The sequence below is a fragment of the Streptomyces sp. NBC_01669 genome (assembly GCF_026339735.1).
Lineage (GTDB): Bacteria > Actinomycetota > Actinomycetes > Streptomycetales > Streptomycetaceae > Streptomyces > Streptomyces yanii.
Genome location: NZ_JAPEQG010000001.1, coordinates 8032327 through 8047155, shown reverse-complemented (window position 1 = coordinate 8047155; position 14829 = coordinate 8032327). Strand labels below are relative to the sequence as shown.

At 68.8% G+C, this 14829-nt stretch carries 18 protein-coding genes and 2 pseudogenes; 10 read left to right on the top strand and 10 right to left on the bottom strand.

Annotated elements, in window-relative coordinates; translation table 11 throughout:
- Positions 1-194 precede the first annotated feature (194 nt).
- Positions 195-701, bottom strand: coding sequence for a flavin reductase family protein (locus OG972_RS36135; protein WP_266988724.1), 507 nt, complete (start codon positions 699-701; stop codon positions 195-197).
- 196 nt (positions 702-897) lie between these two features.
- On the bottom strand, positions 898-1224 hold the full coding sequence (locus tag OG972_RS36130; RefSeq protein WP_266988723.1) for a thioredoxin family protein: 327 nt from the start codon (positions 1222-1224) through the stop codon (positions 898-900).
- A gap of 218 nt (positions 1225-1442) precedes the next feature.
- On the opposite strand from OG972_RS36130, the gene OG972_RS36125 reads away from it, so the two are divergent.
- Positions 1443-2165, top strand: a complete 723-nt coding sequence (locus tag OG972_RS36125; RefSeq protein ID WP_266990936.1) for a 1-acyl-sn-glycerol-3-phosphate acyltransferase — start codon at positions 1443-1445, stop codon at positions 2163-2165.
- 30 nt (positions 2166-2195) lie between these two features.
- Here OG972_RS36125 and OG972_RS36120 read toward each other — a convergent pair.
- From OG972_RS36120 to OG972_RS36100, 5 genes and pseudogenes are all read right to left on the bottom strand, one after another.
- Positions 2196-2390: pseudogene (locus tag OG972_RS36120) on the bottom strand (cytoplasmic protein); the annotation flags it as partial.
- Between the two features lie 13 nt (positions 2391-2403).
- On the bottom strand, positions 2404-3003 hold the full coding sequence (locus tag OG972_RS36115; protein ID WP_266988722.1) for a transglutaminase family protein: 600 nt from the start codon (positions 3001-3003) through the stop codon (positions 2404-2406).
- A gap of 78 nt (positions 3004-3081) precedes the next feature.
- On the bottom strand, positions 3082-4143 hold the full coding sequence (locus tag OG972_RS36110; protein WP_266990934.1) for a low specificity L-threonine aldolase: 1062 nt from the start codon (positions 4141-4143) through the stop codon (positions 3082-3084).
- Positions 4140-4907 (bottom strand): SDR family NAD(P)-dependent oxidoreductase, encoded by a 768-nt coding sequence (locus OG972_RS36105; protein WP_266988721.1) that lies wholly within the window; start codon positions 4905-4907, stop codon positions 4140-4142. Before OG972_RS36105 ends, OG972_RS36110 begins: the two co-directional genes overlap by 4 nt.
- Before the next feature lie 26 nt (positions 4908-4933).
- Entirely contained in the window at positions 4934-6331 is a 1398-nt protein-coding gene (locus OG972_RS36100; RefSeq protein ID WP_266988720.1) for a DUF6421 family protein, read from the bottom strand.
- 554 nt (positions 6332-6885) lie between these two features.
- Here OG972_RS36100 and OG972_RS36095 point away from each other — a divergent pair.
- Complete coding sequence (locus tag OG972_RS36095) at positions 6886-7536, top strand: glycerophosphodiester phosphodiesterase family protein (protein ID WP_266990932.1); 651 nt, start codon at positions 6886-6888, stop codon at positions 7534-7536.
- 7 nt (positions 7537-7543) lie between these two features.
- A pseudogene (locus tag OG972_RS36090) lies at positions 7544-7732 on the top strand (transposase); the annotation flags it as partial.
- Between the two features lie 14 nt (positions 7733-7746).
- On the opposite strand, the gene OG972_RS36085 reads toward OG972_RS36090, so the two are convergent.
- Positions 7747-7950, bottom strand: coding sequence for a hypothetical protein (locus OG972_RS36085; RefSeq protein WP_266988719.1), 204 nt, complete (start codon positions 7948-7950; stop codon positions 7747-7749).
- 95 nt (positions 7951-8045) lie between these two features.
- The gene (locus tag OG972_RS36080) at positions 8046-8603 is read right to left on the bottom strand and encodes a GNAT family N-acetyltransferase (RefSeq protein WP_266988718.1); all 558 of its coding nucleotides are present in this window, start codon (positions 8601-8603) and stop codon (positions 8046-8048) included.
- 75 nt (positions 8604-8678) lie between these two features.
- Here OG972_RS36080 and OG972_RS36075 point away from each other — a divergent pair, with 75 nt between their 5' ends.
- The 7 genes from OG972_RS36075 (at position 8679) to OG972_RS36045 (ending at position 12848) form a co-directional block, all read left to right on the top strand.
- On the top strand, positions 8679-9065 hold the full coding sequence (locus OG972_RS36075; protein ID WP_266988717.1) for a VOC family protein: 387 nt from the start codon (positions 8679-8681) through the stop codon (positions 9063-9065).
- Between the two features lie 152 nt (positions 9066-9217).
- Positions 9218-9817: a DUF5134 domain-containing protein gene (locus OG972_RS36070; protein ID WP_266988716.1), complete on the top strand. Its 600-nt coding sequence runs from the start codon at positions 9218-9220 to the stop codon at positions 9815-9817.
- Between the two features lie 86 nt (positions 9818-9903).
- On the top strand, positions 9904-10839 hold the full coding sequence (locus tag OG972_RS36065; RefSeq protein WP_266988715.1) for a M56 family metallopeptidase: 936 nt from the start codon (positions 9904-9906) through the stop codon (positions 10837-10839).
- Between the two features lie 33 nt (positions 10840-10872).
- Complete coding sequence (locus OG972_RS36060; protein WP_266988714.1) at positions 10873-11571, top strand: phosphatase PAP2 family protein; 699 nt, start codon at positions 10873-10875, stop codon at positions 11569-11571.
- Between the two features lie 19 nt (positions 11572-11590).
- Positions 11591-12283 carry an HAD family hydrolase gene (locus tag OG972_RS36055; RefSeq protein WP_266988713.1) on the top strand — a complete coding sequence of 231 codons (693 nt, stop codon included), beginning with the start codon at positions 11591-11593 and terminating at the stop codon, positions 12281-12283.
- 78 nt (positions 12284-12361) lie between these two features.
- Positions 12362-12541, top strand: a complete 180-nt coding sequence (locus OG972_RS36050; RefSeq protein WP_266988712.1) for a hypothetical protein — start codon at positions 12362-12364, stop codon at positions 12539-12541.
- Between the two features lie 82 nt (positions 12542-12623).
- Positions 12624-12848, top strand: coding sequence for a hypothetical protein (locus OG972_RS36045; protein ID WP_266988711.1), 225 nt, complete (start codon positions 12624-12626; stop codon positions 12846-12848).
- A 266-nt stretch (positions 12849-13114) separates the two neighbouring features.
- On the opposite strand, the gene OG972_RS36040 is transcribed toward OG972_RS36045, so the two are convergent.
- Positions 13115-14605 (bottom strand): LVIVD repeat-containing protein, encoded by a 1491-nt coding sequence (locus tag OG972_RS36040; RefSeq protein ID WP_266988710.1) that lies wholly within the window; start codon positions 14603-14605, stop codon positions 13115-13117.
- Between the last annotated feature and the right edge of the window lie 224 nt (positions 14606-14829).

Here is a 14829-nt window from a genome sequence, read left to right as displayed (position 1 = left end):
CTCCTACTGCATCGTCATTTCTGGGCTGCCTTGATGCACGCAGCATAGGCGCCTGATGGGACGGATTCCGGTCGGGGCGACCGATGCTCCGAGCGAAATATTACTCGTCAGTACACCCAGTACGTTACCCATGAGCAAGCGCTTTGCACTGTGACCTAGCCGACGCCCGGTGCCCATGCGCCACCTGGGAACTCTCAGTCCCGCAACGCCGTGAAACGACCCTGGTGGTAGAGAAGCGGGCGGCCGCCCCCGGCCGGATCGCCGACGACGGCCTCCGCAATCACGATCCGGTGGTCCCCCGCCGGGATGCGCGCCACCACGCGGCAGACCAGCCACGCAAGCACCCCGTCGAGCACCGGGACACCTTCCGGCCCACTGCGCCAATAGGTGGACGGACCGAACCGGTCGGCGCCGCTGCGCGCGAATGTGGCGGCCAGCTCCTGCTGGTGCTCGCCCAGTATGTGAACGCCGATGTGCTCGGCCTCCGCCACGACCGGCCAGCTGGAGGACGAGGTCCCCACGCCGAAGGAGATGAGCGGCGGCTCGGCGGCGACGGAGTTCAGGGAGGTCGCGGTGAAGCCGACCGGCCGGTCACCGGCGGCGGTGATCACCGCGACACCGGCGGCATGCTGCCGGAAGACGGAGCGCAGGAGATCGGGGGAAGCCGTGCGGGCGCTGAAGAGCTCGGGCGAAGCCGGCATGGAGATGTCCTTCTGCGAGGGAGGCGTACGGGGCCATGGGTGCTCAGGCACCCGGACAGCGCGCACTCGCGTTGCGGGCGAGGTCCACGTGGACCCGGCCGTAGAGAAGGAGTTCCGGCGGCATAGCGTCAGACTGACGATGCGTGGTGGGTGCAGTCAAGGGGGTTCCGCAATGTGGGAGATGCATCACGGTCCGTCACATCGCGTGCCCCAGCGCGGCGACAACATCGACGGTGCGGGGCTGCCCGACCGCTCGGCGGACGATCCGGCCGGTCGCGTCGAGAACCAGCACCGTCGGCGTGCGGCTGATGTCGAGCTCGCGTACGAGAGTGAGATGCGCCTCGGCGTCGATTTCGACGTGGGCGACGCCGTCGACCATTCCGGCCACCTCGCCGAGGGTGCGGCGGGTGGCCCGGCAGGGCTGACAGAAGGCGCTGGAGAACTGCACGAGGGTGGCCCGTTCCCCCAATTCCGCGCCGAGTTGGGCCGCATCCAGCCTGTTCGCGCGTGCCTGCCCGTCCACCGTCCGCCTCCTGTCAGAGCCCCTCGCAAGGGGTCAGCACCGTCGGGCGCGGAGTCATTCCCGCCGACTCCACGTGACGAGAATCTCGCGCCCCGCGCCCGCCGAGACTGGCCACCGCGACGGACATGGGGCACGATCGGCGCAATGCCGAAAACCTACGGCTGCGTAACTTCCGCCGGGAGAACCCTCCCCAGGCGCTGAAGAAGGGTCTTCTCCAGATGGCAGAACTCGTCTATCGGCCGGTCATCGGCGCCGCTCGCACCATGTTCAAGGCGCTGGACCTGAAGATCGACACACAGGGTTCGGAGCACATCCCGAAGACCGGCGGTGCGGTACTGGTCAGCAACCACATCAGCTACCTCGACTTCATCTTCACCGGGCTCGCGGCGCTGCCGCAGAAGCGGCTGGTCCGCTTCATGGCGAAGGAATCGGTCTTCCGGCACAAGGTCTCCGGTCCGCTGATGCGCGGCATGAAGCACATCCCGGTCGACCGGAAGCAGGGCGAGGACGCGTATGCCCACGCGCTCGCCTCACTGCGCTCCGGCGAGATCATCGGCGTCTTCCCCGAGGCGACCATTTCGCAGTCGTTCACGCTGAAGAGCTTCAAGTCCGGCGCGGCCCGGCTGGCCCAGGAGGCGGGCGTACCGCTGATCCCGATGGCCCTGTGGGGCACGCAGCGGATCTGGACCAAGGGGCGGCCGCGCAACTTCAAGCGCAGCCACACTCCGGTGACGATCCGGGTGGGTGCGCCGGTGGAGGCCCCCACCGACCAGTACGCGGGTGCGATCACCCGACGGCTGCGGGAAGGGGTGCAGGAGCTCCTCGAAGCGGCGCAGCGCGCCTACCCGGTGCGACCGAGGGACGCGAGCGACACCTGGTGGGTGCCCGCGCACCTCGGCGGTACGGCTCCGACGCCCGCCGAGGTGCGCGAGGCCAGCTGACCGGGCCCGTTCACCACCACGGCTGAAACGTCACTCCGGGGTGCGCACGGTGATCCGCGCTCCGGGGCTCAGCTTCTCCGCGAGTTCGGCGCCTGCGGCTTCGAGCTCGCGGATCGTCGTCGGGGTGAGGCTCTCCAGGAGGAACACGGCGTTGACCGACTCCTCGGTGAGCCGGGTGCGTACGCCCTGCCGCCAGTTCCAGCGGCGGCAGGTGACGCCCTCGTCGCCTCGGGACGGGTCAGAGCGCGGTCGGAAGCGTGCGCCACAGGTGCGTGCGGTCCTCGGCGGTCTGCAGGGCGCGCAGAACCGCCGGATGCGGTGCCGCATAGAGTACTGGATAGTCCACTCCATTGGACCCCGACCCGATGGGCCAGGCCAGCCGTTCCTCGTCGAGCGAGAACTGGGCGTCGACACCGCGCTTGTTGCCGCGCGGGTCCTGGCGGTCCCAGCGGTCCCGGCCCGGCAGGCGCACGGCGATCAGCCCGTGCAGGACGCCCGGATCCCCGTTCTCGTCGTCGAAGCCTTGGTAGCAGAGGGCCGTCGGGATGCCTGCCGCCCGCAGCAGGGCCGTCAGCGCGTGGGACTTGGAATGACAGATGCCGTTACGGGTGGCGAGGACGTCCGAGGCGCGCCAGCTGACCCTGGGATCACCCGAGTCGACGGAGTGCGGAATGGTGTCGCGGACGAACTCATAGGCCGCGAGCGCGTATGAATATGCGTCGGCGCCATCGACGCGAAGGCGATCGACGGTCTGCCGCACGAGCGGATGCTCATGGTCGATGGCCACATCTGCGGCGAGATAGGCGGCCATGTCTGGGGTTTGCTGCGTCAGCTCCATGCATGCAGAGCGTACGGAAGCGACCGACCGGAAAGCAATGACTTTCCGGTCGGCCGCATATTCATGCGCAGTGTGATGCTACTTGGCGATCTCTTCCTTCAACGCGAGGACGAACGCGTCCACGTCGTCCTCCGTGGTGTCGAAGGAGCACATCCAGCGCACATCGCCGGCGGTCTCGTCCCAGAAGTAGAAACGGAAGCGCTTCTGGAGCCGCTCGCTCACGTCGTGCGGCAGACGCGCGAAGACGGCGTTGGCCTGGACCGGGTAGAGGATCTCCACGCCGTCCACCGCCCGGACACCCTCCGCGAGCCGCTGAGCCATGGCGTTGGCGTGCCGGGCGTTGCGCAGCCACAGGTCACCGGCGAGCAGCGCCTCCAGCTGCACCGACACGAACCGCATCTTCGATGCCAGCTGCATCGACAGCTTCCGCAGATGCTTCATGGCCCGTACGGCATCGGGGTTCAGGACGACGACGGCCTCGCCGAAGAGCGCCCCGTTCTTGGTGCCGCCGAACGAGAGGACGTCGACGCCGACCTCGCTGGTGAAGGTACGCACAGGGACGCCCAGCGACGCCGCGGCGTTGGCGATCCGCGCCCCGTCGAGGTGAACCTTCATGCCGCGCTCGTGGGAGTGCTCACAGATGGCACGGATCTCATCGGGCGTGTAGACGGTGCCGAGCTCGGTGTTCTGAGTGATCGACACAACCTGGGGCATGGCGCGGTGCTCGTCGTCCCAGCCGTACGCCTGCCGGTCGATGAGCTCGGGGGTGAGCTTGCCGTCCGGGGTCGGCACGGTGAGCAGCTTGAGGCCGCCCACGCGCTCCGGGGCGCCGCCCTCGTCCACGTTGATGTGCGCGGACTCGGCGCAGATGACCGCGCCCCAGCGATCGGTCATCGCCTGCAGCGAGACGACATTCGCCCCGGTGCCGTTGAAGACCGGGAACGCCTCGGCGGTGGGGCCGAAGTGCCCCTTGACGATCTGCTGGAGGTTCTCGGTGTAGTCGTCCTCACCGTAGGCGATCTGGTGACCGCCGTTGGCGAGGGCGATGGCCGCGAGGATCTCCGGGTGGGCGCCCGCGTAGTTGTCACTGGCGAATCCGCGTATCTGCGGATCGTGGTGACGTTGCGCGTCGGTCCTTATGGTTGCGGGGTCAGCCACAGACGCTTTCCGTTCACTTCGGAGGCGGGCTTGGACCAGACGCCGGCGATGGCCTCGGCCAGTTCCTTGACGTCGGTGAAGCCCGCGAACTTCGCATTCGGGCGCTCGGCGCGCATCGCGTCGTGCACCAGTGCCTTGACGATCAGGATCGCAGCTGCTGTCTTCGGCCCTTCGTCGCCCCCCGCCTTGCGGAAGGCGTCGGCGAGCGCGAGGGTCCAGGCCTCGGCGGCCGCCTTCGACGCGGCGTAGGCGGCGTTGCCCTCGGTGGGCTTGCTCGCACCGGCCGCGCTGATCAGCAGATACCGGCCGCGGTCACTGCGCCCGAGCCCGGCCTGGAAAGCCAGCGAGGTGTGCTGAACCGTGCGGATCAGCAGCTTCTCCAGCAGATCCCAGTCGGCAAGGTCGGTCTCGGCGAAGGTGGCGCTGCCGCGCCAGCCGCCGACGAGGTGGACCAGGCCGTCGATCCGGCCGAACTCCTTCTCGGTCTTGTACGCCCATTCCCGGGCGGCGGCGAGGTCGAGCAGATCGACGGTGTCGCCGGTGACGGTGGCACCGCCGTGGGCGTACCGTGCGGCGTCGACGGCCTCCGCCAGGCGGGTGGCGTCCGCGTCCGAGGCGACGACGATCGCACCGGCCTCGGCGAGCCTGAGTAGCGTCGCCCGGCCGGCCGGTCCGGCGGCTCCGGCAACGGCGATCACCGCGCCTTCCAGCGCGCCGTTCCCATTGCCCGTGCCGTTTGCGTTCATGGTCACCGCCTCCTTGGAACGAGCGCTCACGCGGCTGCCTGCCCGGCGTCCGCCGCAGTGATCCCCCTGGTGGAGGCAATCACATTCTTCAGCTTCTTGGAGAGCGCCTCATAGAACATGCTCAGCGGAAACTCGTCCGGAAGCACGTCGTCCACGAGCTTGCGAGGCGGCTGCGAGAGGTCCAGGGCATCCGGACCCTTGGCCCAGCGGGAGCCGGGGTGCGGGGCCAGGTAGGCCGAGACCAGGTCGTACGCGGCGAACCAGTGGACCAGCTTGGGGCGGTCGATGCCGTCGCGGTAGAGCTTCTCGATCTCGCCGCAGAGCTGGTTGGTGACCTGCGGAGCCCTGTCCCAGTCGATCTTCAGGGTGTTGTCGGTCCAGCGGATCACATCGTGCTTGTGGAGGTACGCGAAGAGCAGCTGGCCGCCGAGACCGTCGTAGTTGCGGACCCGCTCGCCGGTGACCGGGAAGCGGAACATCCGGTCGAACAGCACGGCGTACTGCACGTCACGGCCCTGCGGGAAGCCGTCGGCCTCCAGCTTCACGGCCTCCTTGAAGGCGGTGAGGTCGCAGCGCAGCTCCTCAAGTCCGTACATCCAGAACGGCTGGCGCTGCTTGATCATGAACGGGTCGAACGGCAGGTCGCCGTGGCTGTGGGTGCGGTCGTGGACCATGTCCCAGAGCACGAATGCCTGCTCGCAGCGCTGCTGGTCGCCGACCATCTCGCGGATGTCCTCGGGCAGCTCCACGCCGAGGAGCTCGACGGAGGCCTCGGTGACGCGGCGGAAGCGGGCGGCCTCACGGTCGCAGAAGATGCCGCCCCAGCTGAAGCGCTCGGGGGCCTCGCGCACGGCGATCGTCTCCGGGAAGAGCACCGCGGAGTTGGTGTCGTAACCGGAGGTGAAGCCCTCGAAGGTGATGCCGCAGAAGAGCGGGTTGTCGTAGCGCGTGGCTTCGAGCTCGGCGAGCCATTCGGGCCAGACCATCCGCAGGACGACCGCTTCGAGATTGCGGTCCGGGTTGCCGTTCTGCGTGTACATCGCGAAGACGACCAGGTGCTGCAGACCGTCGGCGCGGTTCTTGGCGGGCTGGAAGGCGAGCAGCGAGTCCAGGAAGTCCGGCACACCGAAGCCGTCCGCCGCCCAGCGGCGCAGGTCCACGACGAGGGCGCGGTGGTACGCGGCATCGTGCGGGAGCAGCGGGGAAAGCTCTTCGATCGCGGCGATCACGCGTTCCAGCGTCACCAGGACGGTGGCAGGCGAGGGGGCGCCGTCGGCGTCGAAGTCGATCGAACCGTCCTTCGCCTGCCAGAGCCGGATCTCCTCCACGGCATCCCTGAGCGCGGGCCAGGCAGGCTGCTCGACCACCCGCTGGGCAGTAGCTATCGCGCCGACCTCGGCGTCGTGCACAAGAATTTCCGTCATCACACTTCCTCCACGGGAGAACCTCGCGTCAAGCAACCGTATCCATGTGTGGTTCTTCGAGACAAGTGAGCCTCAGAAAATTATCCTGCCGACCCCCCATGGTCACCGCGATTCTTCCTGTCACATTCCGCTTGCGCGACTCCTTCCGTCGGTTCCGGGGGACCTCGGACCGCCGACGGTCGCGCATCCGGGCGTTCAGGCCGTGCAGGGCGCGCCCACGTACGGGTGACACAGCTCGCCGGACACCGGCGCTACCGGTAGGACGGGTGCCATCCGCCTCCCTCCTACCCCTCCGGAGACCGCCGCGTGAGTATCCGTGCCGTCCTTGTCGCAGCCGTCGTCACCGGATTCCTGCTCGGTGCGGCCGACGTCCCGGGACACGGCGCCATTCACCCTCGCGTTACCGGCTCTCTCCCGGGTCCGGACCACTAGGCTGCCGAGTTGCCGTAAGCCGAGTGCCGAAGTGCCGCGTGGGCAGGAGCAGCACGCGGGGAGACGCCGTCGACGGAAGCGAGAGTGCCTTGACTTTTCTCACCATCGGTCATCGCGGGGTGATGGGTGTCGAGCCGGAGAACACCCTGCGGTCGTTCGTCCATGCCGAGCAGGCCGGCATGGACGTCATCGAACTGGACCTTCATCTGAGCAAGGACGGCGCACTCGCCGTCATGCACGACGCCGAGGTGGACCGGACGACCGACGGCACGGGCCCGATCGCCGAGAAGACCCTTGCCGAGCTGCGGGAACTCGATGCCGGGCAGGGCGAACGGGTGCCCGTCTTCGAGCAGGTGCTCGATGCCGTGCGCTCCCCCTTGCAGGCGGAGATCAAGGATGCGGCCGCAGCCCGGGCGCTGGCCGAGGTGATGCGGCGGCGCGATCTCGTCGACCGGGTCGAGGTGTCGTCGTTCCACGACGAGGCGGTCGCCGAGATCGCTCAACTGGTGCCGGGAGTACGGACCGTGCTCATCGCCAGCCGGTGGAAGAGCGATGTGGTGGACCGGGCGAAGGCGGTGGGCGCGGCGACGCTCGCGCTGAACATCCGCCGCCTCACGCTGGAGGTCGTCGAGCAGGCCCACGCCGAGGGAGTGAAGGTCATCGGCTGGGTGGTGAACACCCAGGATCATCTGCGTCTGGTGCGCGCTCTGGAGCTGGACGGCGCGACCACCGACTTCCCGGAGATCCGCCGCGCCGGCCGCTTCACCGCATAGGTGCAGGCGGCGAGGCCGCGCCGGAGGTCGACCGCCCGGTGTCGACGCCGAGGCATACAAGCAGCGGAACACTGTCGAACGGTGCATCGACCGCCTGAAGCAAGGGCGCGGCCTGGCTATGCGAACGGACAAGCTCGCCATCGCCTACCAGGCCGCGCTCCACCTCGCCGCCATCCTCATATGGGCTCGCCGGTGACCAGTCGTGAGAGGTCAGCCCGCCTCGCTTCGCATCGTGCGGCGTCGTCGGATGTCACGCACCAGCCGCAACACATTGGCGACCTGCAGCAGGCATGCAAAAACGACAAACCATACCGACTCATCTCCGGCCGGATACGCCTGCAACGCACCGGTGACGAGCATGAGGCAGACCAGAACACCCAACGCCGATACAGCCAAGCCGACTCGGTCAATCACCTGCGAATTGTCCTGCGTCAATCGACTCGTTGCCCAGTGCGTGCGACCAGGTTCCACGCGCCTGCCTGCGGCCACTTCTGAGAGACAGGGTCCAGCTAGCCCGCCTTCAGGTCCTTGATCAGCAGTTCGAAGGCGAGATCGTCGCGCTGCGGGACGCCGAAGCGCTCGTCGCCGTACGGGAACGGGCTCAGTTCTCCCGTACGCCGGTAGCCGCGGCGCTCGTACCAGGCGATCAGTTCCTCACGCACCGAGATCACGGTCATGTGCATCTCGGTGGCGCCCCAGCTCTCCCGGACAGTGCGTTCGGCCTCGGCGATGATCAGCTTGCCGAGGCCGCCGCCCTGCAACTCGGGGCGGACCGCGAACATCCCGAAGTAGGCGGCTTCTCCGCGGTGTTCGAGCTGACAGCAAGCGATCAGTTCGCTGTCCCGCTCCACCACGAGCAGTCGGCTGCCAGGTGCCTCGACCACCGCGCGGACCCCGTCGGGGTCGGTCCGCTGCCCCTGCAGGATGTCCGCCTCGGTGGTCCACCCCGCGCGGCTGGAGTCGCCCCGGTACGCCGACTCGATCAGCGTCACGAGCGCGGGCACATCGGCGTCCGCCGCGTCGCGGAAGGTCAGCTGTCCCGAGTCGCGGGGCGGGGCAGTGTCCATGGTGAGGCTCTCCGTTTCTCTGCTGGGCCGTGCCGCAGCAGAGTAACCCGCTGGTCCGCGCCTAGTGTCTCGACCATGGTGCATGTGCTGAGCAGTCGGGTCCTGTTGAGCCCTACCGACCCCGAGCGGTCACGGATGTTCTACGGAGAATCCCTCGGGCTGCCGGTGTACCGGGAGTTCGGTACCGGCCCCGAGCGCGGGACGGTGTACTTCCTGGGCGGTGGCTTCCTGGAGGTCTCCGGGCGCTCCGTCGCGCCGCCCTCGCCCGGGCTGCGGCTGTGGCTGCAGGTCGCGGACGTCCGGGCGGCGTACGAGGAACTGTCGGCCCGGGGCGTCGAGGTGGAACGGCCACCGGTGCGCGAGCCGTGGGGGCTCGTGGAGATGTGGATCTCCGATCCGGACGGCGTGCGGATCGCGGTCGTCGAAGTGCCGGAGGACCATCCGCTGCGATTCCGGCCCTGAGGGCAGCGACCCGCGACGGCGCGCAAGTGGCCACACCCTTCTGCGGGTTTCCTCCACGCGCTCCCCTCGTACATCAGTGCGCCGCGTACGACCTGCCGGGCCGGGGCATCGACTAGTCGACACCGACGTCGTACGTCCTGGGGAGGTGCGCTGTGCACGGACCGGCGATGTCCGGCTGGCTGCTGATGGCGCTGTGCGGGGTCACGGGCGCGTACTGCCTGCTGCGGATGCGCAGCGGGGCGGAGGAGGAGCGCAGAACAGCGCGCGCCGAGGCGGTCATGGGCTTCGGCATGGCCGCGATGGCGGCGCCCGCCGCGGTCTTCCCGCCGCCCGTGTGGGGATGGGCTGTGTACGTGGTGCTCTTCGGCGCGGCCGCGTTGCGCGGTCTCTGGTTCGCCCGCCGCAGGGGGCACCATCTGCACCATCTGGTCGGCTCACTGGCCATGGTCTACATGGCGTTGGTGATGGCGCCGGGCAGTGGCGCGGCAACGCACGGTGCGGGCGGTGCGCAGGGTGCGCACGGTGGACATCAGATGACGCAGGTCGCCGGTGGCGTGCCGCTGCTGACGGGGATGCTGCTCGTCTATTACGCGGCCTACGTGCTGCGGTCCGGGACGCGGCTGATTCCGGTCGCCGCCGCGGGTCCGGCCGAGCGGCCGATCGGAAGCGGCTGGGGCGCACGGCCGGAGCTGACACTGGCCTGCCGGCTGACGATGGGGATCGCCATGTTCGCGATGCTGCTCACGCTGTGAGACAGGGAGTGCGGTCAACCGTGGCGTACATCACTTGCCGAGCGCAGCCATACCCGCGGGTACCGCGCCACTCATAGGCTGACGTCATGTTGGTCTCCCTCGTGCTGCTGCTGCTCGGTGCACTGGCCGCCGTCGTGACCCCGCGGCTGATGGCGCGGGCCGAGTGGCCCGAGCGCGAGCCCGTGGTGGCGCTGTGGGTGTGGCAGTGCGTGGTGGCCGGGGTACTGCTGTCCTTCGGACTCTCCATGACGTTCAGCGCGGCCGCCGCCTGGCAGGCGGTGCGCGGGCAGGTGTTCGCGCCCGCACCGCACGCCGTGGTGGAGTCATACGCGCTGGCCGCGTACGGGCCGTGGTCCGCCGTCATGGCCGTTCTGCTGGCGCTGGGTGGTATCTGGAGCGCGGCGATGCTGACGCGGGAGATCCGCCGGGCGCAGGTGCGGCGCAGGCGGCGTCGGGCCGAACTGCTGGTCCGTTCCCCGTTGATGCCCGGCGAGCAGCCCGGGGCCGGCCGGCTCGTGGTGCTGGAGGGTGAGCGCCCCGACGCCTGGTGGCTGCCCGGAGCAGCACCTCAACTGGTCATCACCACTGCGGCACTTGGACGGCTGAAGGGCCGTCAGCTGGATGCGGTGCTGGCCCATGAGCAGGGGCACGCACAGGCGCGGCACGACTGGCTGCTGCACTGCTCCGCAGCGCTGGCGAACGGGTTCCCCCAGGTGCCGGTGTTCGCCGCTTTCCGCGACGAGATGCACCGGCTCGTCGAACTGGCAGCGGACGATGTGGCGTCACGGCGCTTCGGGCGGCTGACGATCGCTCTCGCCCTGGTCGAACTGAACGAGGACCGGGGCGTGTTCGGCCCCTGTCCGACGCCGGACGCGGAGCTGCCGTTGCGCGTGAACCGGCTGCTGTCCCCCGTCGAGCGGCTCACCGCGGGGCGTCGGCTGCGGCTGACCGCGGCGGCTGCCCTGGTGCCGGTGGTGCCGCTTCTGGTGGCCTTCGTGCCGGGACTCAGCGCGCTGGGATAGCCGGTGTCGTGGTCCGTCCGCAAGGATCACCCCATGCACTCTCCAGCCCCGCCCCCGCCCCTCTCCCCGCCGAGCCGCTCGCCTGCTCTCGGAGCCGGCATCGTGTGCGGATCCCTCGCCCTGGTGCTGCTGGTCCTGGTCGCCCTGCGCTGGTCCCCGCTGATGTCGCTGGACCGTACGGTCGCCGACGCGCTGCACCGGCGGGCGGTGGCGGAGCCTGGCCTCGTGCACATCAACCGGATCCTGACCGACTGGGTGTGGGACCCCTGGACGATGCGCGTCCTGATCGCGGTCGCCGTGGTGATGCTGTGGTGGCGCGGGGCCCGGATGCTCGCGGGGTGGGTGGCGGCGACGAGTCTGTTCGCCACCCTGCTGCAGCAGGGGCTGAAGTCCGCGATCGGCCGGGAGCGCCCCCAGTGGCCGAACCCGGTGGACTCCGCCCACTACGCGGCGTTCCCGTCCGGTCACGCCATGACGGCGGTGGTGAGCTGTGGTCTGCTGCTGTGGCTGCTGCACCGGCACGGCGTGCGGCGTCGGGTGTGGCACGTCGCACTCGCGGTGGCGTGGGTCTCGGTGATCGGCGTGGGCGTGACCCGGCTCTATCTGGGGGTGCACTGGATGACCGATGTGCTGGGGGGCTGGCTGCTGGGTGCATCGGTGGTCGCGTTCTCGATCGCCGTGTTCGCCCGGTACGAGGGACGGCAACGGGCGACCTTGCCGCAACGCTCCTGAACCGGCGAGGATCGGACCCATGGTGATCAAGGGTGTGCTCTTCGACTTCTCCGGGACCCTCTTCTGTATCGAACCCGTCCGGTCCTGGCTTTCGGCGGTCCTCGCCGAGCGGGACATGACCGTGACCGATGCCGACTTCGAGCGGTACGTGGCGGACCTGACGGCCGCCGGGGCGCTGCCGGGCGGCCCGGTGCCGCAGCGCGTTCCCGACCGGCTTGCCGCGGCGTGGGCCACGCGCGACGAGAGCGCGGAACGGCACCGTGAGGTGTACACGGGGCTGGCCCGCCAGGTCGCCCTGCCGGATCCGGAGCTGTACGAGGCGCTCTACGACCGGCACATGTCGCCGACGGCGTGGCGGCCGTACCCGGACGCGGCGGAGGTGCTGGGGGCGCTGCGTGCGGGCGGGATCCGGGTCGGCGTGGTCAGCAACGTCGGCTGGGACCTGCGGCCGATCTTCCGCGCCCATGGTCTCGACGCCCTGGTCGACGCCTATGTCCTGTCGTACGAGCACGGGATCCAGAAGCCGGACCCACATCTTTTTCACACCGCCTGCACACTTATCGGCCAGGATCCGAAAGATGTGGTGATGGTGGGTGACGATCGACACGCGGATGGCGGAGCGGCCGCACTGGGGTGTGACGTGCGCTTCGTCGAGCATCTGCCGGTGGAGGAACGGCCGGGCGGGCTACGGGCACTCGGGCTCATTCCGTGATTCCGCGGAGGGACATGTGAGAGATGTCCCTGACGCCCAATGGGTCCGATTGTCACACCAGGGCCTTAGCCTGGAGGCATGTCCCGTTATCCGCGCTCAGCCGATTCCGTGCGTTCCGCCGCAGTGGTGAATGAAGAGATTCGCGACCTGTGGCAGCGTTCCGGCGGATGCCTGTCCCCGGACGACGAGGAGGAGTACCAGCGACTCCTGGTGGAGTGGGCCGCAGTGACCGGCGGGAGCGCGAGGTCTGCGGCGTAAGCGGTACGGGGCGGCATGCCGCTCCCCGTCCGAATCGGCCATTCCCTGTGCGGCGCCCTCCGGCGCGTCGCACCCTGGAGGCATGACTTCTGCCCCGATCGTGATTTTCCGGCCGTCCCCCTCCGGCGGGCGACGTGTCACCGTGCAGCGTGACGGGCGGGTCCAGATACTGGGGCTCGCCCACTCGGATCACGACGTGATCGTGTTCCTGGAGGCTGCCGGGCTCGACGATCCCGAGCAGATTCTCGACAGCCCCGACTGGGTCGAGTGGCGGGGTGGCCGGGCCCACCGGTACGAAGCCGCGTAGGAACGGCCGATTCCGGCGATCCCCCGCGTCGCCGGAACCAGGCGGCCACCCCGCACGACCTGGCCCGTCGGACATCGGTCGGGGGTTGCGCTGATGACGGGCAGCATGAACCGGTCAACGCAGCGGTTCAGCATGTGCCCGCGCGGCGCAGCGGTCCATGAGGCCCTGCACCACGCCCCGCTGCTCGCCGCGCCCCGCCGGGCGAGGATCCGCCCGGCGGGAACGCGCCGTGAGCGCACGGGTCCGGCGAGACCCGCACAGCCGGATCAGTTGTCGAAGTAATCCGGCTGCGTCTGCACATTGAGCTCCGGCATCCGTACGCGCTTCGCCGGGTCGGTCCGCCGGTCGTCGAGCTTCAGGACGTCGAAGCCCTTGGCGATGTCGTTGGAGTAGATGTATCCGTTGTAGTAGTACGCCGACCAGGGGCCGGCCGTGGTGACGGCGTTCAGGTTCACGGGACCGCGCTCGAAGAACGCGATCTCCTTGGGCGCCGAGGAGTCGGTGAAGTCCCATACCGAGACTCCGCCCTGGTACCAGGCCTGGACCATCAGGTCGCGGCCCTTGACCGGGATGATCGAACCGTTGTGGGCGACGCAGACCTCGGTGGCGGCCTGCGGGCGGTCGATCTTGAAGTAGCTGCGGAAGACCAGCTTGCGGTGGTCGCCCTTGCCGACGATGTCGTAGATGCCGTCGGCGCCGCGCTTCGGCCCGATCTCCTTGTTGCAGGTGGCCGCGCCGCCGCCGCCGAGCTCATCGGTGAAGACGACCTTGTCCGCCTTCTGGTTGAACGTCGCCGAGTGCCAGAACGCGAAGTTCACATTGTCCTGAACCCGGTCGATGATCTTCGGGTTCTCCGGGTCCTCGATGGAGAACAGCAGGCCGTCCCCCATGCAGGCACCGGCGGCCAGGTCCTTCGACGGCAGCACCGTGATGTCGTGGCAGCCGGTCGTCTTCGAGACCCCGGGGTTGGTGGGCGCGCCCGGGTTGCCGCCGTCCGGGAAGAGCACCGGGAAGTTCACGACCGCGGCCTTCTCGGGCGCCTTGCGTGGCACCTTGATGACGGAGATCCCGTCGTGCGGCGGCTGGCAGTCCGGGAACGCCTCGTTCGGCGAGTACGAGGAGACGTATATGTATACGCTGCTGCCCTTCGGAACCAGCGTGTGGGTGTGCGAGCCGCAGGCGGTCTCGACGGCGGCGACGTACTTCGGGTTGCGCTTGTCGCTGATGTCGAAGATCTTCATGCCCTCCCAGGAGGACTTCTCCGTGGCGGGCTGGGTGGTGCTGGCGCACGAGTTGTCGTTGCGCGAGGAGTCGGTGGACAGGAACAGCAGGTTCCCGGAGACCGAGACGTCGTTCTGGGATCCGGGGCAGAGCACCTGGGCGACGGTCTGCGGGGAACTCGGGTTGCTGATGTCGTAGATCCGGAAGCCGTCGTAATTACCGGCGAATGCGTACTTCCCCTGGAAGGCCAGGTCCGTGTTGAGACCCTTGAGTGCGTCCTTCGGGACGTTGGCCAGCGGGGTGATGTTGTCGCTGTGGACGATCTCGTCCACGCCGGGTATCTCGCCGTCCTCGATGGCGGCCGTGGCGGCGGCCTCCTGGCTTGCGGAGAGACCGGTGCGGGCCGCGGGTGAATCACCGGGGTCGGGCGTTGCGGCCGCTGGTCCGGCCGTCAGCAGAGTGGCGAAGAGTCCGGCGGCGGCTGCCGCCACACCCAGACGTCTGCGCCGCACTTGGGTGGTGTGCAACGAAGTCACTGCGTCCTCCTCTGTACCAAAGCGTGGTTGAACGGTTGACTGACCCCGGCAGTATCGTCCTTCCCATGGGCATCCCAACAGATGGCAACAGGAACGTAATGAAAGTTATCGACCCCTGAGGTCGCGGATGTGCGCCAAATGATCCAATACGACCCCATGTGGCATTGGAGGCAGCCTTGTTGATATTCCGTCAGGTCGCGCATGTGCACAGATTCGTAGTCGTC